The organism is Amorphus suaedae, from assembly GCF_053629675.1.
Map to the genome: position 1 here is coordinate 1,196,970 of NZ_JBRJIT010000001.1, position 17,009 is coordinate 1,213,978.

Here is a 17,009-nt window from a genome sequence, read left to right on the forward strand (position 1 = left end):
CCACTACCAGACGGTTGCGGGCGCCGCGCCGCCGAGGACCTCGTCGAGGCGTCGCCGGGTCGCCGGTGTCGTCGTCGCCGGCAGGCGGTCGACGGGGAAGAACCCGGCCTCGAGGATTTCCGCATTCGGCACGCGCGCCGGCGCCGGCTGGTGCGCATCGCGGGTGACGAACAGCAGGACATGGTCGCGACGGTCGAGCGCCTCGTTGAAGTAGACACCGAACAACTGCGCCGGGGAGGCGAGTTCCAGGTTGCCCTCCTCCCTCAGCTCGCGCGTGACGGCATCATGGGCGGATTCGCCGGGGTCGACGCCACCGCCCGGCAGATGGAAGCCTGGCAGATAGCTGTGGCGCACCAGAAAGACCTCGTCCCGCGCCGTCAGCACCATGCCCTTCACCCCGAGCGAAACACCCGTGCTCAACCGGTGGCGCACTCTGAGAATGGCCTTGCCAGCAAAGGAATGAAGTCGCCAACTCAGCAAGGCGCCCGGCCCTCCTGCGGACGACCAGAATGCCCGGGGCCGCAGGCAACCGGCGTCGGTCACGTTCATGAACGGTACTCCGCTACGTGGACGCTCGCCGGCGGCCGCGGCCCAATCGACGCCGATTGCTGCCTTCCGATTCCGGGGCCGGACCAGGCCAGCGTCCTCGACTTGATGACCGATTGACGGCTACCCTGCTCTTGGCATGCGGGCGACGGTCCCGGAACCATCGCACCCGACGCTGGGTTCACGTGCTCCAGGAATAAATCCCATCGTCCCGACTTGAGGAACCCTCTCTTGAAGACATGGCCCATCGCGCTTGCGCTTGTCCTCATCACACCACCTGTCTTGGCCGAGTCCGTGTCCGTCGACACCATCCTCCGTACCACGGAGACGGCATCGGGTAAGCCGATCACGGTGCCGGCGAATCCCGAGCTTGCTGTCAGCACCTACGAGATCGGCCCGCACACGCGCCTCGCGCTCCACAAGCATCCTTATGCGCGGTACGCCTACGTCCTGAGCGGCGCCATCACGGTCGAGGTCCGCGGCGGTGAGAGGCATCACTACGTGGCGGGCGATGTCATCGTCGAGGTGATCGACGAGTGGCACTCCGGGGTCACGGAGGACGCGCCGGTCAAGCTCCTGGTGATCGATCAGGCCCCGCCCGGCCAATCCAACACCATCCTGTGGGACAGGGACGCGCCGAAGTGACGTCTGAAATGAGCTCTCTCTACACACTCGCCCACCTGTCTGACCCGCACCTTGGGCCTCTCCCGCAGCCGAGAATGCGCGAACTGGCGTCGAAGCGGATGATCGGGTTCGTCAACTGGCAGCGCAACCGGGTGAAGCTCCACCTGGAGGAACCGCTGGTCCGGTTGATGGACGATCTGCTTTCCAACGAGCCCGACCACATCGCGGTGACGGGCGACCTCGTCAATCTGGCGCTCAAGGCGGAGCTGCAGCCGGCCCGGGAGTGGCTGGCGGCACTCGGCAACCATGACGACGTGTCGGTCATCCCCGGCAACCACGACGCCTACGTGCCGGGCGCATTGAAGCGGGCCTGGAAGGCGTGGTCCGACTACATGACGGACGACGAACGCCCGCTTTCGAGTGCCGGCGAGCGGTTTCCGTTCATCCGCCGCCGCGGACCGCTCGGGATCGTCGGGACATCGAGCGCCGTCGCCACGGGTCCGTTCATGGCCACCGGCTCGTTCGGGGCCATCCAGGCCCAGCTGCTGCACGACAGCCTCAGGAAGCTCGGGCATCACGGTGCATTCCGCGTGGTGCTGATCCACCACCCGCCGATCCACAACTCCACCGCCTGGCACAAGCGCCTGCTCGGCGGATCGCGCTTTCGCGCCGTCATCCGCGAGGCCGGGGCCGAACTGGTCCTGCATGGCCATACCCACAAGCGGTCGATCAACTGGATCGACGACGTGCCGGTCATCGGCGTGCCCGCCGCCTCGAACGCCGCGCACCGCCACGGCTCGGCGTTCAACCTGTTCCGGATTTCGGGCGAGGCCGGGAAATGGGACTGCGAAATGATCGAACGGGGCCTGACGGGTCCGACAGAGCCGGTGCGCGAAATCGACCGGCGGTTTCTCTATAAGGATGGCCGGATCCAGGGCGCGCCGACAACGTCTGGCGCGAAGGCCGCCGAAACCGATGCCCGCGAGGCCTGACCGATGACCGACACCCCTCTTCCACCGAGCGCCCAGCGGGTGCTCGATGCCGCGGAAGTCGCCGGACTGACCATCGAGGTTCGCGAAATGCCCGCCTCCACGCGGACCGCCCAAGAGGCGGCCGAAGCGTGCGGAACCGGCGTGGGGCAGATCGTCAAGTCACTGGTGTTTCGCGGTCGCGACAGCGGGGCGCCCTACCTGCTTCTCGTCTCGGGCTCGAACAGGGTCGACGAGAAAGCGGTTGCCGGTCAGATCGGTGAGAAGATCGAGCGGCCCGACGCGCGCTACGTCCGCGAAGAGACGGGGTACGCGATCGGCGGCATTCCGCCAATCGGCCACCGGGCCGGGCTGGCGGTGTTCATCGACGCCGACCTTCTGGCGCACGATGTGGTCTGGGCCGCGGCGGGGACGCCGCAGGCCGTGTTTGCCGTCGACCCGGCGGCCCTGAAGGCCGCAACGGGTGCGACGGTTCTGGCGATGCGCAAGTAGCGCGCAGAGCGCCGTTCAAACACGGTACGTCTGGACCTTGGTGGCACGCAGTCCTGCGAGACCGTGGCGGTCGATCAGCGAATTCCACGACAGGAATTCCTCGACCGTCAACGTGTAGCGCTCGCAGGCCTCTTCGAGTGACAGAAGTCCGCCGCGTACGGCGGCCACCACCTCCGCCTTGCGACGGATGACCCATCGCTTGGTGTTCGGCGGCGGAAGATCTGCCAGCGTCAAAGGCGTCCCGTCAGGGCCAATGACATACCGGTAACGCGGTGAAATATGTTCGGTCATTCGACTCTCGTACTCACACAAACCTGACCCAACTGAGTGTCGATATGACCTGCACCTCTTTAAAAATCAGCTAAGCCGTCGCTAAGGAAACGGTAACGATAACTAATACTTACTGAGGAGACCGGAGAGCGCGCGCCAAGGCATGCAATGGCCGCCCCGTCCAGGGCGCGACGCCCCCTTCCCTTCGCACCGTCTTTCGACAGCCCCGCGCATCCGCTATGACAGGCAAGCAACGTCGGAGACGTTGTCCGACATGCGGGCTTTGCGCGGACCGAATTGATGCTTATGTGCTGGGTCTGACGGCCGGAATGCGCCGGTTTCCATGCCCGCAAGCGCCGTTCGACCGGTTGCAGTCAGCGGGGACGGCGGGATGGCGTGATCTCCGGCACCCCAATTCTGCCGGGAGCCGGGCGGTCGTCGACCAAGACGCCGACATCCGGTTGTCGGAGCTGCATCCGGATGGTCCGGACGGCAATGACCGAGCAAAGTTTCTGCGCGGTTCGCGAGAGATCCGGCGCAGCCTGATCGAGAAATACGGGTTCGTGAACATGACGAACAGTTTGGATCTGCCGGGCCGCCCCGAGGACACCCGCATCGTGGTCGCGATGTCGGGCGGCGTCGATTCGTCCGTGGTCGCCGCCTTGCTGGCGCGCGAGGGCTACGACGTGGTCGGCGTCACGCTGCAGCTCTACGACCATGGCGCAGCCACGCACCGCAAGGGCGCCTGCTGCGCCGGCCAGGACATCCACGACGCGCGCCGTGTCGCCGAGACCCTCGGGATCCCGCATTACGTGCTGAACTACGAGGACCGATTCCGCGAGAGCGTCATCGAGCGCTTCGCCGATTCCTACCTGCACGGCGAAACGCCGGTGCCGTGCGTGTCGTGCAATCAGAGCGTCAAGTTCTCCGATCTCCTCGACACCGCGAAGACGCTGGATGCGGCGGCGCTGGCGACGGGCCACTACGTCGACAGCCGTGCCAACGGTGCGCACCGCGCGCTGTTCCGTCCCAAGGACGCCGATCGGGACCAGAGCTATTTCCTCTACGCGACGACCCAGGAGCAGCTCGACTATCTCCGCTTCCCGCTTGGCCGGATGACAAAGCCGGAGACGCGTCGCCTGGCTGCCGAACTCGGGCTGCCCGTTGCCGACAAGGCGGACAGTCAGGATATCTGCTTCGTTCCCACCGGCGGCTACGCCGACGTGATCGAGCGGCTGCGGCCCGGCGCCGTGATGCCCGGCGACATCGTCCACATCGACGGCCGTGTGATGGGGCGCCACGAAGGCATCATCCGCTACACTGTCGGCCAGCGCAGGGGCCTCGGCCTTGCCGTCGGCGAACCGCTTTTCGTCGTCGGTCTCGATGCCGACACGCACCGGGTGATCGTCGGCCCCAAGAGCGCCCTGGAGACGCACCGTGTGTATCTGCGCGAGGTGAACTGGCTCGGCGACGCGCCCCTCGCCCAGGCCGTCGCCGAGGGCATGGAAGTCTACGCCCGCGTGCGCTCGACCCGGCCGCCGGTCGCGGCCCAGCTGATCGAGGAAAACGGGCGTCTCGCCGTTGAGCTGATGACGCCTGAGTCGGGCGTCGCTCCGGGCCAAGCCTGCGTCTTCTACGAGGCCCCGGACGGAGTGTCGCGCGTGCTGGGCGGCGGCGTGATCGAACGCGCCCCCACCGAGGCGTCGCGGTTGGCGGCCGGCGCCATGGCCTACGTGACCTGAAGACTGGAACGCTCCGCCGCCTCTTCGGTTTCCCTTACGCAATCCGCCACATGTTCACTCAAGGACCCGACGCATGACCGACCCCGACCGCCGCCCCGTCTTCGCCCGCAGCGCATCTCCCGTCGCCGCCGGCGCCGGGGGCCGTGAGGTCGCGATCGACGGCGACATGGTGCGCAGCGCCTACGCCCGCTGGGCGCCCGTCTACACGCTGCTGGCAGCCCCCACCGCGCTCGGCCGCAAGGCGGCGGTGGCCAAGGTGAATTCCATCGGCGGCCACTTCCTGGAAGCCGGCGTCGGCACCGGCCTCGCCCTTCCCGACTACACCTCGAACGTCACCATCACCGGCGTGGACCTCTCCCACGACATGCTGGTGCGGGCCAACGAGAAGATCGAGAAGGAGCGGCTCAGGAACGTCACCGGCGTCCACGAGATGGACCTGACGAACCTCGCGTTTGCCGACGGTGCGTTCGACGGAACCGTCTGCATGTTCACGATCACCGCGGTTCCGGACGCCGCCCGCGTCATGGACGAGCTCGCCCGCGTCGTGCGTCCGGGCGGCCACGTGGTGATCTGCAGCCACTTCCGCGCCGAGCGGTTCCCGTGGACCGTCACGGACCGGATCCTCACCCCCTTCGCCACCCGGCTGGGCTGGAACCCGTCCATGAAGATCGACGGCGTGCTCGGCTGCGACCAGCTCGAGCTGGTGTCGCGGGAAGACGCCAAGCCGGCCGGCCTGTTCGACTTGCTCACGTTCCGCAAGCGGTAGCGCGTTCCGGAGCGGACGGGGATCGCCTCGCGGCAGGCGAACCCGACCCGACACACGCCTGGACCGGACCGCACCTTGGCCAAAGGCGGGGCCGCTCGACGGATCAGGCCACACGGTCCGATCCGGACGACGTGATTTTCAGACCTCGCGACAGCGCCCCGCCAGTCGTGGGCTGCCCTTGCCGATTCGCCGGTCGGTCGCCATTGCGCCGCCGATCGCCCCCCTCACCCCTCTCGCCGATCGGCCGAGAACGGCCCCACCGCCGCGGTCGAACCGCGCCGGCCCGGGAACATCCACAGGGGTGTGCCGGCGCCTTGACAAGCGGGCAGCTGATCGCCTTATTAGCGCCGCACGACACGCTGGCCCAGCCGCGGTCGCGCATCTATCGGTCCAGGACCAAGTGAGAAGTGCGGGCGGCCAGCCGCCTGCGGACACGACGACCTGACCGGCCCCCTTGGGGCGGAGTAGCTCAGTTGGTTAGAGCAGCGGAATCATAATCCGCGTGTCGGGGGTTCGAGTCCCTCCTCCGCTACCAAAAATTCCTTCCTCGGTGACAGACGGTATCGCATCCGGCACGGAAGCTCCGTGACCGGTCGCGGTGCATTTGCATGTGCCGCAAAGAGCGCCGCGTCGCATGGAGGGTGGCGAGCACCCCGGATCATCGCGTCCACGGCTTCCGGCTGATCCCGATCAGACGGCGGATGGTCGCGCCGAGGTCCTCGTCCGAAACCGTCTCGGGCAGATCCACCGGCTCGAAGCCCCTGAGAGGCTCGAAACCGCCACGCCCGACGTACCTGGAAGGCTCGACGGAGATGCGCCCGCCTTTGAGCATCAGGCGAACATGGCCCACGCCGCTATAGAGCGCGCCGTGCGTCTTCACACCGGCACGGGCCTTGAACCGATCGACCAAGATGCTTGCCGGCAACCCTGTCGAATAGGCATCAACGCGGTTCCAGTCAGGGTGGTCTGGACCGATGAAGCGGCTGGCCAGAAGTGCTTCGCGTGCGGCTGCGCCGAGACAAACGTCATCCAGGTCGGGCGGATAATCGGCGTCGATTCCGTCAGGGTCGAGCTGGGAGGCCCCGTAAACGGCCCAGGAGTGGATCCGGTAAAATTTCTTGAAAGCGGTAACGCTGGCTTTTTTCCGCACTTCAGGGGGCGCGCCATTGCGCTGATCTCGGATTGTCATCGGACCACGCTCGCCCAGTGTCACCGCCAGCCCCCGGGTCATCGCGTCCACGGCTTCCGGCTGATCCCGATCAGCCGGCGGATGGTCGCGCCGAGCTCCTCGTCTGAAACGGTGTCGGGCAACTCCACCGGCTCGGCACCCCTGATCGGACCGAACCCTCCCCGGCCCTCGTACTTCCAGGGCATCAGGCTGATGATCCCATCCGTCAGCGTCAGACATACTAGGCCGACGCCGCTGTAGAGCGCTCCGTGGGTCTTCACACCGGCGCGCGCCTTGAAGCGTTCAAGCAGCCGATCACCCTTCTCACGGCTCCAGAAGGCATCGACACGTTTCCAGTCCGGGTGATCGGGACCAATGAACCGGCTGGCCAGGAGCGCCTCGCGAGCAGCCGTACCGAGACTCGCGTCGTCCAGATCGGGCGGATGGTCGGCATCGATCCCGTCGGGGTCGAGAAGCAACGCTCGGTAGACCGCCCAGGAATGGATCCGATAGAACTTCCGGAAAGCAACGACGCCTGCCTCTTTCCGTTCTTTGGGAGGAGGCGGATTGAAGGACTCGCGCATCGTCATCGGACGAACATTACCTCCATCTCCACACCGAAGCGCTCGGCATAGGCCCGGGCACGGTTGATCTCAGCGATCTGCATTGCTGTGGTTCCAAACGGTATCGCTACAGCAAGTCGCCGGCGCTCAATTTCGCTCACCTTAATCGTATACTCTTTAACGATATGACCATCGAATGTATGTGCGCGATCTATGTAGCTCCTGAGCGTGATGAAAACTCGCCTCGGCTGGTGCACGTAGCCAAGGGCTCGCGTGTCTAGCGTTTTTGCGCTTGTCGCCGCGCCTTTGACCTTGTCGAAAAAGTCGAACGTCTTGAAGTTCGGGGCCTGTTGCTCGATCCAATCCCCGAGATCGCCGCGCTCCGCCAAATGCCGCTCCCAGGGGCCGCCCTGATCCTTGATCCCCTTGCCCCATACGATGCCGGGATTGTCTATCCGCTGCCAGTCCGCGTCGGGCGACAGCGCCCGGGCCCGACCGGCAAGGTTCGCAAACGTCCAACCGGTCGCATTGTCACCGAGATCCGCACTGCGGCCGAAGCGCCCGAGAAGCCGGGCTGTGAGCCCCTTCGCCGCTGTGCGTGCCGAGAGAACAGTCGTCAGCCCGTAGAGCGCCGCCGACGCGCGGAGATAACTGCGCTCGCGATAGGCGTCCTCGACATCCGCCCGCGTGGCGTAGCCGCGCCGGTACGCCTGGTCGAGCGCCGACGGACGCGCCTCGATCGCTCTGACGTAGTCGAGCAATCCACGCGCCAGAGCCGGTGCATCCGCCAAAGCCGATGCAAGACCCTTGGCCCAGGAACCGGCGTCTCCGACTAGTGCGTCCCGGCGTGTGCGCTCGCTCTCCGCGAGGCCGACCAACTGATCCCTGACGAGGAGATAGGCGAGTTCCGCGGCCTCGCCCCCGACATCCACAAGCCAGGCCAGGGCGTCGAGCAGCGCCCGCAAATCGCCCACCGAGGGGACGAACTCGGCAACGAAGTCCACGGCCGCGTCGAATGCGCCTTCGAGTATGGCCAGGTCGACTGCCCGGCCGTAGCTGCCGTCGATGATGGGACGCCAATCCGCCTCGTCGACCAGCACCGGTTCGGCGATGCAGCGACAGTTCGGGGCCTCGCCGGGGTGACCGCCCTCCGGCGGCTCATCCCAGAAGAAGACCTGGTCGTCGTGAGCCGCGTGAAGCGGCCGCACCAGCCTGTCGTCGCGGCTTCGCCAGACATATCGGTCTATCCCGAGTGCGTGCTGGCGCTCGGCGTTGATCCGCCCGGCGAACCGCCGCGTCAGCTGTTCTTCCAAGAGATCGAGCGCCGCCGCCCGGCGCTCGGGCTCGCCGTCCCAGACGTCCGCGATGCGGAGGGCTCGTTGCTTCCACTCCGCCAGCACGTCGTTGCGCGCGGCCGAAATCTCGGGAAGGTCACCTTCCGAAAGGTCGAGAGCGCGCAGCGCTGCCAGAAGCATCCGGCTGTTGGCCTCGGCCTCAGACGTCAGGCGCGCGGCGAACCTTGCGCGGTCGGAGGCAAGGTCTACACCCTTGGCCACCAACCAATGGCTTCTAGCCGCATGACAGTGGAGGCGGATTGCCGCCATCTCCATCTGCAGGCTCAGAAGCTTCCCATCCTCCACCCGCATCGCCATCTCATGCTCCGTTCACCGAACGAAGTATGCGGGTCCTGGAGAGAGGGAGGATAAACTGGCCGCCCATCGCAGGGGCTGCAGAAAGGCGCTCGGCGGCTGGCCTAACTGTACTGGATGAGAACTTCAGGCGGTTTGGGGCGCCATTCGGGAAGCAGCCCTCTGCCAAGCCGGCGCATACGATCTCATATACTCCGAGAGCGAACCCGCTGGTGCTTGCGCCTGCTGCCATGACGCCTGCCGGAGCGTCACGATGGACACCCCTGTCATCGCGTCCACGGCTTCCGGCTGATCCCGATCAGCCGTCGGATGGTCGCGCCGAGTTCCTCGTCTGAAACCGTCTCGGGCAGCTCGACCGGCTCGGCGCCCCTGAGCGGGCCGAACCCTCCCCGGCCCTCGTACTTCCAGGGCATCAGGCTGATAATCCCATCCTTCAGCGTCAGGCTGACATTCCCGACGCCGCTGTAGAGCGCTCCGTTGGTTTTCACTCCTGCTCGCGTTCTCGGGCGTTCTTCCAAAACGCGCAGCTCCTCGCGGTTAAAAAACGCGCGAACACGGTCCCAATCCTGGTGATCCGGACCAATGAAGCGGCTGGCAAGGAGCGCTTCATGGGCAGCCGCGCCGAGCTGAGCGTCGTCCAGATCGGGCGGATGGTCCGCGTCGATCCCGTCCGGATCCAGCTTGCTGGCTCGATACACCGCCCAGGAATGGATCCGATAGAACTTCTTGAAGGCAGTAACACGCGCCTCTTTTCGCTCGGCAGGAGCGGGCGGCTTGAAGGGCTCGCGCATCGTCATCGGACGAACATTACCTCTCGCTCCATGCGTGAAGCGTGACCGGCGGCCCCAGGGTCATCGCGTCCACGGCTTCCGGCTGATCCCGATCAGCCGGCGGATGGTTGCACCGAGTTCCTCGTCTGAAACCGTCTCGGGCAGCTCCACTGGCTCGAAGCCCCTGAGAGGCTCGAAACCGCCACGCCCGACGTACTTCCAGGGCATCAAGGTGATAGATCCATCCTTCAGCATCAGGCTGACGCTCCCGACGCCGCTATAGAGCGCTCCGTGGGTCTTCACGCCGGCGCGCGCCTTGAGGCGTTCAAGCTGACGATCGTAATATTCACGGCTCAAGAACGCCCGTACTCGATTCCAGTCCGGATGATCGGGGCTGATGAAGCGGCTGGCGAGAAGTGCTTCGCGCGAGGCTGCGCCGAGACCTGGATCGTTCAGATCGGCAGGGTGATCGGCATCGATACCGTCAGGGTCCAGTTTTAAAGCCCCGTAAACAGCCCACGAGCTGATCTGGTAGAATTTCTTGAAGGCAGTGACGCAGGCTTCTTTGCGATCTTCGGGGGGTGGGGGATTGCTTTCCCTTTGGATTGTCATCGGACGAATGTCGCTTTTATTGCGATGCCGAGGCTTTCGGGTGCGGTAACCAGGAGCTCCGTCATCGCGTCCACGGCTTCCGGCTGATCCCGATCAGCCGGCGGATGGTCGCGCCCAGTTCCTCGTCCGAAGCCGTCTCTGGTAACTCCACCGGCTCGGCCCCCCTGAGCGGGCCGAACCCTCCCCGGCCCTCGTACTTCCAGGGCATCAGGCTGATCATTCCATCCTTCAGCGTCAGGCTGACATTCCCAACGCCGCTGTAGAGCGCTCCGTTGGTTTTCACTCCTGCCCGCACTCTCAGGCGTTCTTCCAAAACGCGCAGCTCCTCGCGGTTTAAAAACGCGCGAACACGGTCCCAATCCTGGTGATCCGGACCAATGAAGCGGCTGGCGAGGAGCGCTTCATGGGCAGCCGCGCCGAGCTGAGCGTCGTCCAGATCGGGCGGATGGTCCGCGTCGATCCCGTCCGGATCCAGCCTACTGGCTCGGTAAACCGCCCAGGAATGGATCCGATAGAACTTCCGGAAAGCAACGACGCCCGCCTCTTTCCGTTCTTTGGGGGGAGGCGGATTGAAGGGCTTGCGATCGATCATCGGACGAACGTCACCTCCATCATCCGCCCAAGACGGCCTTTTGGCTCAGCTGCGTTCGATCTTCGCTGGTCGTCGTCGGGGCGGTCCGTCTCAAGCGGTTGTTGCCAACACCCCGTCCGGAAGTACTGTCACGCTTGAACTTGCAACCGTACAAGGAAGCAGTTGGAAGACTTGCCGCCTCCCAATGACGAACAGTGCCACAGACCAGGCCGTGCTACCATTCGTCGTTGCATTCAGTCGTCGCCCGGCAGCCGCCGGTCCGCAGACCTCCGGAGAGACATGACAGACAGCAAGAGCCCGATTGCTCCGGGCGACTACGCCGCCATGGTTGGCCAGGAGGTCGGCCTGTCCCGGTGGTTCGACGTCACGCAGGAACAGATCGATCAGTTCGCGGCGTGCACCGGCGACCGCCAGTACATCCACACCGACCCGGAACGCGCCAAGGCGACGCCGTTCGGCGGCACCATCGCCCACGGCTTCCTGACGCTCTCGTTGCTCTCGGAAATGCTGCGCGACATCCCGCCGCTCACCGGCGTCGCCATGTCGGTCAACTACGGCATGAACCGGATGCGGTTCCTGTCGCCGGTTCCGTCCGGCAGCCGCGTGCGCGGCCGCTTCGTCCTGCAGGCCTTCGAGGTCCTCTCGACCGCGCAGGTGCAGGCGACGCTGGCCGTCACCATTGAGATCGAGGGGCATCCGAAGCCGGCGCTGGCGGCGGAGTGGCTCGTCCGCCACCACCTCGCCGCCTCCGCCTGAGACCGGATGCCTGATGGGGGCCGTGCGCGGATCAGCCCGCGTCGCGCTCCACGATCACCGCAATGCCCTGCCCGCCGCCGATGCACATGGTGGCGAGACCATAGCGCCCACCGACGCGGCGGAGCTCATAGAGCAGCTTCACGAGGATGATGGCTCCGGTGGCGCCGATCGGATGGCCGAGCGCGATCGCGCCGCCGTTGGGATTGGTCCGCTCCTCGGGAAAGCCAAGATCCCGGGCAACCGCGCAGGCCTGCACCGCGAACGCCTCGTTGGACTCGATGACGTCCATGTCTGCGATGGTCAGTCCGGCCCGGGCAAGCGCCGACTTCACCGCCGGAATGGGGCCAAGCCCCATCCGCGTCGGGTCGACGCCGGCGTGCCCGTAAGCGACGAGCCGGCCGAGCGGCGCCAGGCCCTTTTGCCTGGCGACCTCCGCCTCCACCAACACCACCGCAGCCGCCCCGTCGTTGACGCCGGACGCGTTGCCGGCAGTCACCGATCCGTCGGCCCGGAAGGCGGGACGCAACTTGGCCAGCGATGTCATGTCCGTCCCTTCGCGCACGTGCTCGTCGACCGCGAACGGCGTAGAATCACCCCGCCGCATCGTGTCCACCGGCAGGATCTGCTCCACGAAACGTCCCTCGGCGATGGCGCGCGCTGCACGGCGGTGGCTTTCCATCGCGAAAGCGTCCTGTACCTCGCGGCCGATGTCGTAGTCGCCCGCCACGTTCTCCGCAGTCACGCCCATGTGCCCCTCGCCGAACGGACCGTGGAGCGTGGCAACCAGCACGTCGGTGAGCTCGGCGTCGCCCATCCGCTTGCCGAAGCGTACGTCCTCGGAGGCGAAGGGCGCGCGGCTCATGGACTCCGCGCCGCCGGCGAGCGCCACGTCGGCGTCGCCCAGCAGGATCATCTGCGCCGCGCTCACGACCGCCTGCAGGCCGCTGCCGCACAGCCGGTTGAGGGTCAGCGCCGGCACCGAGGCCGGAACGCCCGCCTCGACCGCCGCGACCCGCGCGAGATAGGCATCCCGGGCGTCGGTGTGGATGACGTTTCCGAACACCGAATGCTGGATCTCGCCGGCTTCGAGCGTGCTGCGGGCGATCGCCTCGCGCGCCACCTGGGCCGCGAGCGTGGTGGGCGGCACCGCCCGCAACGCCCCGCCGAAGGTTCCGATGGCCGTGCGCACGCCCGACGCGATGACGACGGATCTCTCCATGAGTCTCCCTTCCCGCTCTTGGTCAGCCGGCGTCTGCGCCGAGGGCGGACGCGGTCAGCTTCTCTGCCTGTTCGAAGCCGGAGTTGAGCACATGTTCCCCCGTCCGGTCACAGATCTCGTCGAAGCGCGCCGCCACCGTGTCGGGCGACAGCTCGTCGCCGGCGAGCACGATGCCGTCCGTCTCGGTGATGTGGACCCGCGCGAAGACGCCGGCGCCGGCCGACAGGATCACCCGCGACGGCGCCTCCCGGGAGACGAGGAAGAGGACGCCGGGCGCCACGGCTTCCGGCACCAGCAGTCGCTCGGCGTCCGGGCTGAGCAGCCCCTCGGTCATCTTGGTCGCGGCGCTCGGCATGATGCAGTTGACCTTGATGCCGCTGCGCTCGCCTTCCAGGTGGAGGACGTTCATGAGCCCGATCATCGAGGCCTTGGCGGCGGCGTAGTTCGCCTGCCCGAAAATGCCGTACATGCCCGACGACGACGTGGTGAACACCACGCGGCCGTACTGCTGCGCGCGCATCGCCGGCCAGACCGCCTTGGACAGGTGCACCGAGCCCATCAGGTGGACGTCCATGACCGCGCGGAAGTCGTCGAGGTCCAGCTTCGCGAAGGTCCGGTCCCGCAGGATGCCGGCGTTGGCGATGGCGATATCGACGCGCCCCCAGTCGGCGAGGACCTTGGCGACCATCGCCTCCACCTGCGCGAAGTCAGAGACGTCGACCTTGAACGCCTTCGCCTGCCCTCCGCGATCGCGGATCGCCGCGGCGGTGGTGTCCGCATCCTCGCCGAGATCGGCGATGACCACGCGTGCCCCGCGTTCGGCCAATGCCATCGCATAGCCGCGGCCAAGGCCCCGCCCCCCTCCGGTCACGATCGCGACCTGATCCTCGAACGTCATTGCCATGTCTGTGGTGAACCCGCGCTGATGATGAGATGGCGGTGGCCCGATCGCCGGTTCCGCCGCTTGTCGCCACCATACCTAGCCCCGGCCGCGCCGTCGCAAGGAGACGAAAGTCTCTTCAAGGTGATAAGCAGCCGTGATCACTCGGAAGCAATCGCCCAAATTTCGCTGGGACAGCACCCTCATGACGGTCGTTCGGCGGCGGCCTCGATCAGCGCCTGGCGGAACGTCTGCACCGGCACCATCATCTCGTTCTGCACCGAGGTGACGAAACCAACCTGGATCGGCGGAAGCCGGAGGTCCGGAAGGTCGAGGACGCGCAGCGCCTCCCTCGCCCCTTCCGCCTCCATGGCGAGCCGCGGAATGCACACCAGCAGGCCGACCTGGCGCGCCAGCAGGACGAGCGCGTTCGGATCGGACTCCACTTCCACCACCGGCACGGGGCCGGCGAGGCCGAGGTTGCGGAAGGCCGCCTCGAAGATCACCCGGTTGTTGGAGCCCGCCGACGGGAGGGCCCAGGACCAGGCGAGAAGGTCGGCGGCCGACAGGTCCGTCCGGTCGGCGAGCGGATGGGTGAGGGAGCAGGCGACCACCAGGTCGGTGACCGCCAGCGGCGCAAGACGCAGCACCTCGATCATGTTGCCGGGGAGCCGGTCCCAGTCGACGCGGCCCACGTAGCAGTCGAGGCTGCCGCTCCACAGCGCGTCCAGCATGTCGTTGACCATGCCGGCCCGAACGCTGAGCCGCAGCGGTGCACCGCCGGCTTCGAGCCTGGCGATCGCCGATGGAAGCAGCTGGAACATCACCGCCGGGTTGGTGCCGACCCGCACGACCGGCGGCAGGTCCGCGTGGAGTTCCTCGGCCAGGTGATCGAACGCCGCCAGCCCCGCCCGGGCGCGCTGCAGCGCCAGTTCGCCGGCCGGCGTCAGCGTGACGCCGCGCGCCGAGCGTTCGAACAGGACCACGCCGAGCGCGTATTCCAGGTCCTTCACCATCTGCGAGACCGCCGGCTGGGTCAGCTTGAGGACCCCGCCCACGGCGCGCAACGAGCGATGCGCGTCGACGAGCTCCAGCAGGCGCAGATGACGCAGGCGCAACCGGTCGAGATGCTGGGGGGAGGAAGACATAAGCCCAGCTTATCACGTTCAAGAGACTTTCGACTACTTGTGATAGCCGCAGGGGACTACGAATAGGCGTCTAGGGTGACGCAAGTTCACCCGCCGCACCCTTCGGCCTGCAGCAACTCCGCCCTTCGGCGATCGATTGCCTGGCCCGGACCGCGGCACACGGCACTTTGCCGTGCAAGAAAGGCGTCGTCTGCGGCGCGGGGAGGATCGGATGAGACGCGCCAACGTGGTCTCCGGGCTGATCTTGAGCCTGTTCGGGCTCGCAATGCTGTTCCTGGTCATCCCGTGGCAGATCGACCAGGGGCCCGCCGACATGATGTCGCCGCGCCTCGTCCCTCAGATCATGATGGCCGTGGTCGTCGCGCTGGCGATCCTGCTGACGGCCCTGAACTGGCGCGAGCAGCACGCCGGCGACGATGCGGAGACACCGTCTCCCTTCTCCCGCGACGAGATGTACGCGGTCCTCCGGATCGGCGGTGTCTTCGCCGTTTCTCTCGTCCTGTTCGAGTTCGTCGGGCCGCTTGCCGCGGGATTCGCCCTGGTGACTGGATCGTTGCTGGCGCTTGGTGAGCGCCGGCCGCTCGTTCTTCTCATCATGCCCGCCGGGTTCCTGCTCGCGCTGTGGATCTTGTTCTACAAGCTCCTCGGCACGGCGATCATGTGATCCGGCCATGGAACACCTCCTCCTCGGCTTCCAGGACGTCCTCAATCCGCTGACCCTCTTCTGGGTCGCCTTCGGCGTGACGCTCGGCTACGTCCTCGGCGCGCTGCCCGGCCTCGGCAAGGCGACCGGAGTAGCGGTGTCCATCCCCCTCACCTTCTATCTCAGCCCTCCCGCCGCCCTCGGCATGCTGATCGGCATCGCCAAGGGCAGCGCCGCCGGAAGCGCGGTGTCGGCGATCCTGCTGAACACGCCGGGCGAGCCTTCGTCCGCGCCGACCGCCCTCGACGGCTACCCGCTCGCCCGCCAGGGCAAGGCGCAGAAGGCCCTCAAGATGGGGCTCTACGCGTCGGTGATCGGCGACTTCGTCTCCACCCTGATCCTGATCGGGCTGGCGGCTCCCCTCGCCCGATACGCGCTCCTCATCGGCCCGGTGGAGCTCTGCGCGATCCTGCTGTTCTCGCTGACGTTCATCGGCGGGCTCTCCGGGCGCTCGCTGATCAAGGGGCTGATCGCCGGCGCGCTCGGCGTGTTCTTCGCGACGATCGGGATGGAGACCGAAACCTTCATTCCCCGCATGACCTTCGGCCTGCTGGAACTCGACGACGGCATCTCGCTGGTGCCGATGGCGATCGGCATGCTGGCGGTCGCCGAGATGGTCGTGCAGGCCGGCAACCTCAGGACGCTCGACCACGAGACCGGCAAGATTACCCAGGGAACGCGCCGCGAGGATCGGGTGGTGACCGGGCCTGAGTGGCGGCGCTGCCTGCCGGTGATCGCCCGCGGAACGTTCATCGGGTCCATCGTCGGCATCCTGCCAGGCCTGGGCGCCAGCGTCGGCTCGTTCCTCTCGTACGGCGCCACCCAGCGCGCGTCGAAGACGCCGGAAAAGTTCGGCACCGGGATGATCGAGGGCATCGCCGCGGCCGAAAGCGCCGACAACGCCGTAGTCCCGTCCAGCCTCATCCCGCTGTTCGCGCTCGGCATCCCCGGCAGCGTGATCGCCGCGATCCTTATCGCCGCCTTCATCCTGCACGGGCTGACGCCCGGACCGCTGATGTTCAAGCAGCAGCCGCGTCTCGTCGCCGACGTCTACGCTGCCATGCTCTGCGCCAGCGTGATCCTGCTCGTCATCGGCTACACCGGCCAGCGCGTGTTCGCCCAGATCATCAAGGTCCCGCTGCGCCTGATCATTCCCGGCGTGCTGCTCCTTTGCTGCGTTGGCGCCTACATGGAGACCAACAGCGTCTTTTCGATCTACCTGATGCTGTTCTTCGCGCTCGTCGGCTTCTTCGCGCGGAAGCTCGACTTCTCGTTCGTGACCTTTCTGATCGGCTTCGTGATCGGCCCCAACCTGGAGCTGACCTTCCGACAGTCGCTGCAGATCCTCGATCACCGCGCCGTCAACCTCATCCACCACCCGATCGCGGTCGCTTTCGTCATCCTGACGGTTGCGACCGTGGCGTGGCTGGGTGCCAGCAACTACCGGATGGCGGCCGCAAGGCCCCGCAGAAGACGGGCCGCGGGACGCTCATCCGAAAGCACGACAATCGAAATCTGAT

19 protein-coding genes and 1 tRNA gene are annotated in these 17,009 nt (G+C 66.6%); 9 read left to right on the plus strand and 11 right to left on the minus strand.

The features are described 5' to 3' along the window. Positions 1–3 precede the first annotated feature (3 nt). Positions 4–549, minus strand: coding sequence for an NUDIX domain-containing protein (locus AB7M35_RS05340; protein WP_453957840.1), 546 nt, complete (start codon positions 547–549; stop codon positions 4–6). 228 nt (positions 550–777) lie between these two features. Between AB7M35_RS05340 and AB7M35_RS05345 the strand changes: the two genes are divergently transcribed. The 3 genes from AB7M35_RS05345 to AB7M35_RS05355 are packed head-to-tail and all read left to right on the plus strand — an operon-like array spanning position 778 to position 2,651. Next, complete coding sequence (locus AB7M35_RS05345; RefSeq protein ID WP_453957843.1) at positions 778–1,191, plus strand: cupin domain-containing protein; 414 nt, start codon at positions 778–780, stop codon at positions 1,189–1,191. Between the two features lie 8 nt (positions 1,192–1,199). Beyond that, positions 1,200–2,162 (plus strand): metallophosphoesterase family protein, encoded by a 963-nt coding sequence (locus AB7M35_RS05350; protein ID WP_453957845.1) that lies wholly within the window; start codon positions 1,200–1,202, stop codon positions 2,160–2,162. A 3-nt stretch (positions 2,163–2,165) separates the two neighbouring features. Further along, positions 2,166–2,651, plus strand: coding sequence for a YbaK/EbsC family protein (locus tag AB7M35_RS05355; RefSeq protein WP_453957847.1), 486 nt, complete (start codon positions 2,166–2,168; stop codon positions 2,649–2,651). Between the two features lie 15 nt (positions 2,652–2,666). Here the strand turns inward: AB7M35_RS05355 and sciP are convergent, their stop codons facing one another. Continuing rightward, positions 2,667–2,942 carry a CtrA inhibitor SciP gene (gene sciP, locus AB7M35_RS05360; RefSeq protein WP_453957848.1) on the minus strand — a complete coding sequence of 92 codons (276 nt, stop codon included), beginning with the start codon at positions 2,940–2,942 and terminating at the stop codon, positions 2,667–2,669. 548 nt (positions 2,943–3,490) lie between these two features. On the opposite strand from sciP, the gene mnmA reads away from it, so the two are divergent. From mnmA to AB7M35_RS05375, 3 genes are all read left to right on the plus strand, one after another. Beyond that, positions 3,491–4,663 (plus strand): tRNA 2-thiouridine(34) synthase MnmA, encoded by a 1,173-nt coding sequence (mnmA, locus tag AB7M35_RS05365; RefSeq protein ID WP_453957850.1) that lies wholly within the window; start codon positions 3,491–3,493, stop codon positions 4,661–4,663. Between the two features lie 73 nt (positions 4,664–4,736). Further along, on the plus strand, positions 4,737–5,429 hold the full coding sequence (locus tag AB7M35_RS05370) for a class I SAM-dependent methyltransferase (protein ID WP_453957853.1): 693 nt from the start codon (positions 4,737–4,739) through the stop codon (positions 5,427–5,429). A 458-nt stretch (positions 5,430–5,887) separates the two neighbouring features. Beyond that, positions 5,888–5,964: transfer RNA gene (locus AB7M35_RS05375), tRNA-Met, on the plus strand. 123 nt (positions 5,965–6,087) lie between these two features. On the opposite strand, the gene AB7M35_RS05380 is transcribed toward AB7M35_RS05375, so the two are convergent. The 6 genes from AB7M35_RS05380 to AB7M35_RS05405 all read right to left on the minus strand — a co-directional run bounded on the left by AB7M35_RS05380 (position 6,088) and on the right by AB7M35_RS05405 (position 10,783). Then, a complete protein-coding gene (locus AB7M35_RS05380) occupies positions 6,088–6,660 on the minus strand; it encodes a contact-dependent growth inhibition system immunity protein (protein WP_453960617.1) in 573 nt (190 codons plus the stop codon). After that, the gene (locus AB7M35_RS05385; protein ID WP_453957855.1) at positions 6,657–7,187 is read right to left on the minus strand and encodes a contact-dependent growth inhibition system immunity protein; all 531 of its coding nucleotides are present in this window, start codon (positions 7,185–7,187) and stop codon (positions 6,657–6,659) included. Before AB7M35_RS05385 ends, AB7M35_RS05380 begins: the two co-directional genes overlap by 4 nt. After that, positions 7,184–8,812: an endonuclease toxin domain-containing protein gene (locus tag AB7M35_RS05390; protein WP_453957856.1), complete on the minus strand. Its 1,629-nt coding sequence runs from the start codon at positions 8,810–8,812 to the stop codon at positions 7,184–7,186. The genes AB7M35_RS05385 and AB7M35_RS05390 overlap by 4 nt, the downstream gene beginning before the upstream one ends. 263 nt (positions 8,813–9,075) lie before the next feature. Continuing rightward, the gene (locus tag AB7M35_RS05395) at positions 9,076–9,606 is read right to left on the minus strand and encodes a contact-dependent growth inhibition system immunity protein (RefSeq protein WP_453957857.1); all 531 of its coding nucleotides are present in this window, start codon (positions 9,604–9,606) and stop codon (positions 9,076–9,078) included. A gap of 54 nt (positions 9,607–9,660) precedes the next feature. Beyond that, positions 9,661–10,191 carry a contact-dependent growth inhibition system immunity protein gene (locus AB7M35_RS05400; protein WP_453957859.1) on the minus strand — a complete coding sequence of 177 codons (531 nt, stop codon included), beginning with the start codon at positions 10,189–10,191 and terminating at the stop codon, positions 9,661–9,663. 61 nt (positions 10,192–10,252) lie between these two features. Further along, positions 10,253–10,783, minus strand: a complete 531-nt coding sequence (locus AB7M35_RS05405; protein ID WP_453957861.1) for a contact-dependent growth inhibition system immunity protein — start codon at positions 10,781–10,783, stop codon at positions 10,253–10,255. Between the two features lie 279 nt (positions 10,784–11,062). On the opposite strand from AB7M35_RS05405, the gene AB7M35_RS05410 reads away from it, so the two are divergent. After that, on the plus strand, positions 11,063–11,539 hold the full coding sequence (locus AB7M35_RS05410; protein ID WP_453957863.1) for a MaoC family dehydratase: 477 nt from the start codon (positions 11,063–11,065) through the stop codon (positions 11,537–11,539). Positions 11,540–11,570: 31 nt separating this feature from the next. On the opposite strand, the gene bktB is transcribed toward AB7M35_RS05410, so the two are convergent. From bktB to AB7M35_RS05425, 3 genes are all read right to left on the minus strand, one after another. Beyond that, a complete protein-coding gene (gene bktB / locus AB7M35_RS05415) occupies positions 11,571–12,758 on the minus strand; it encodes a beta-ketothiolase BktB (RefSeq protein ID WP_453957865.1) in 1,188 nt (395 codons plus the stop codon). Positions 12,759–12,780: 22 nt separating this feature from the next. After that, complete coding sequence (locus tag AB7M35_RS05420; RefSeq protein WP_453957866.1) at positions 12,781–13,662, minus strand: SDR family NAD(P)-dependent oxidoreductase; 882 nt, start codon at positions 13,660–13,662, stop codon at positions 12,781–12,783. 179 nt (positions 13,663–13,841) lie between these two features. Further along, entirely contained in the window at positions 13,842–14,786 is a 945-nt protein-coding gene (locus AB7M35_RS05425; protein WP_453957868.1) for a LysR family transcriptional regulator, read from the minus strand. A gap of 211 nt (positions 14,787–14,997) precedes the next feature. Here AB7M35_RS05425 and AB7M35_RS05430 point away from each other — a divergent pair, with 211 nt between their 5' ends. Both AB7M35_RS05430 and AB7M35_RS05435 read left to right on the plus strand, forming a co-directional pair. Continuing rightward, positions 14,998–15,450: a tripartite tricarboxylate transporter TctB family protein gene (locus tag AB7M35_RS05430; RefSeq protein ID WP_453957870.1), complete on the plus strand. Its 453-nt coding sequence runs from the start codon at positions 14,998–15,000 to the stop codon at positions 15,448–15,450. Positions 15,451–15,457: 7 nt separating this feature from the next. Next, the gene (locus AB7M35_RS05435; RefSeq protein WP_453957872.1) at positions 15,458–17,008 is read left to right on the plus strand and encodes a tripartite tricarboxylate transporter permease; all 1,551 of its coding nucleotides are present in this window, start codon (positions 15,458–15,460) and stop codon (positions 17,006–17,008) included. The last annotated feature ends 1 nt before the right edge of the window (position 17,009 follow it).

Coding starts and splice junctions, on each gene's coding strand:
- AB7M35_RS05380 (WP_453960617.1), bottom strand. CDS start 6,660: ATGACCCGGGGGCTGGCGGTGACACTGGGCGAGCGTGGTCCGATGACA.
- AB7M35_RS05420 (WP_453957866.1), bottom strand. CDS start 13,662: ATGGCAATGACGTTCGAGGATCAGGTCGCGATCGTGACCGGAGGGGGG.
- AB7M35_RS05435 (WP_453957872.1), top strand. CDS start 15,458: ATGGAACACCTCCTCCTCGGCTTCCAGGACGTCCTCAATCCGCTGACC.
- AB7M35_RS05425 (WP_453957868.1), bottom strand. CDS start 14,786: ATGTCTTCCTCCCCCCAGCATCTCGACCGGTTGCGCCTGCGTCATCTG.
- AB7M35_RS05390 (WP_453957856.1), bottom strand. CDS start 8,812: ATGGCGATGCGGGTGGAGGATGGGAAGCTTCTGAGCCTGCAGATGGAG.
- AB7M35_RS05410 (WP_453957863.1), top strand. CDS start 11,063: ATGACAGACAGCAAGAGCCCGATTGCTCCGGGCGACTACGCCGCCATG.
- AB7M35_RS05395 (WP_453957857.1), bottom strand. CDS start 9,606: ATGACGATGCGCGAGCCCTTCAAGCCGCCCGCTCCTGCCGAGCGAAAA.
- AB7M35_RS05400 (WP_453957859.1), bottom strand. CDS start 10,191: ATGACAATCCAAAGGGAAAGCAATCCCCCACCCCCCGAAGATCGCAAA.
- AB7M35_RS05405 (WP_453957861.1), bottom strand. CDS start 10,783: ATGATCGATCGCAAGCCCTTCAATCCGCCTCCCCCCAAAGAACGGAAA.
- AB7M35_RS05355 (WP_453957847.1), top strand. CDS start 2,166: ATGACCGACACCCCTCTTCCACCGAGCGCCCAGCGGGTGCTCGATGCC.
- AB7M35_RS05340 (WP_453957840.1), bottom strand. CDS start 549: ATGAACGTGACCGACGCCGGTTGCCTGCGGCCCCGGGCATTCTGGTCG.
- mnmA (WP_453957850.1), top strand. CDS start 3,491: ATGACGAACAGTTTGGATCTGCCGGGCCGCCCCGAGGACACCCGCATC.
- sciP (WP_453957848.1), bottom strand. CDS start 2,942: ATGACCGAACATATTTCACCGCGTTACCGGTATGTCATTGGCCCTGAC.
- AB7M35_RS05385 (WP_453957855.1), bottom strand. CDS start 7,187: ATGACGATGCGCGAGTCCTTCAATCCGCCTCCTCCCAAAGAACGGAAA.
- AB7M35_RS05370 (WP_453957853.1), top strand. CDS start 4,737: ATGACCGACCCCGACCGCCGCCCCGTCTTCGCCCGCAGCGCATCTCCC.
- AB7M35_RS05430 (WP_453957870.1), top strand. CDS start 14,998: ATGAGACGCGCCAACGTGGTCTCCGGGCTGATCTTGAGCCTGTTCGGG.
- AB7M35_RS05350 (WP_453957845.1), top strand. CDS start 1,200: ATGAGCTCTCTCTACACACTCGCCCACCTGTCTGACCCGCACCTTGGG.
- bktB (WP_453957865.1), bottom strand. CDS start 12,758: ATGGAGAGATCCGTCGTCATCGCGTCGGGCGTGCGCACGGCCATCGGA.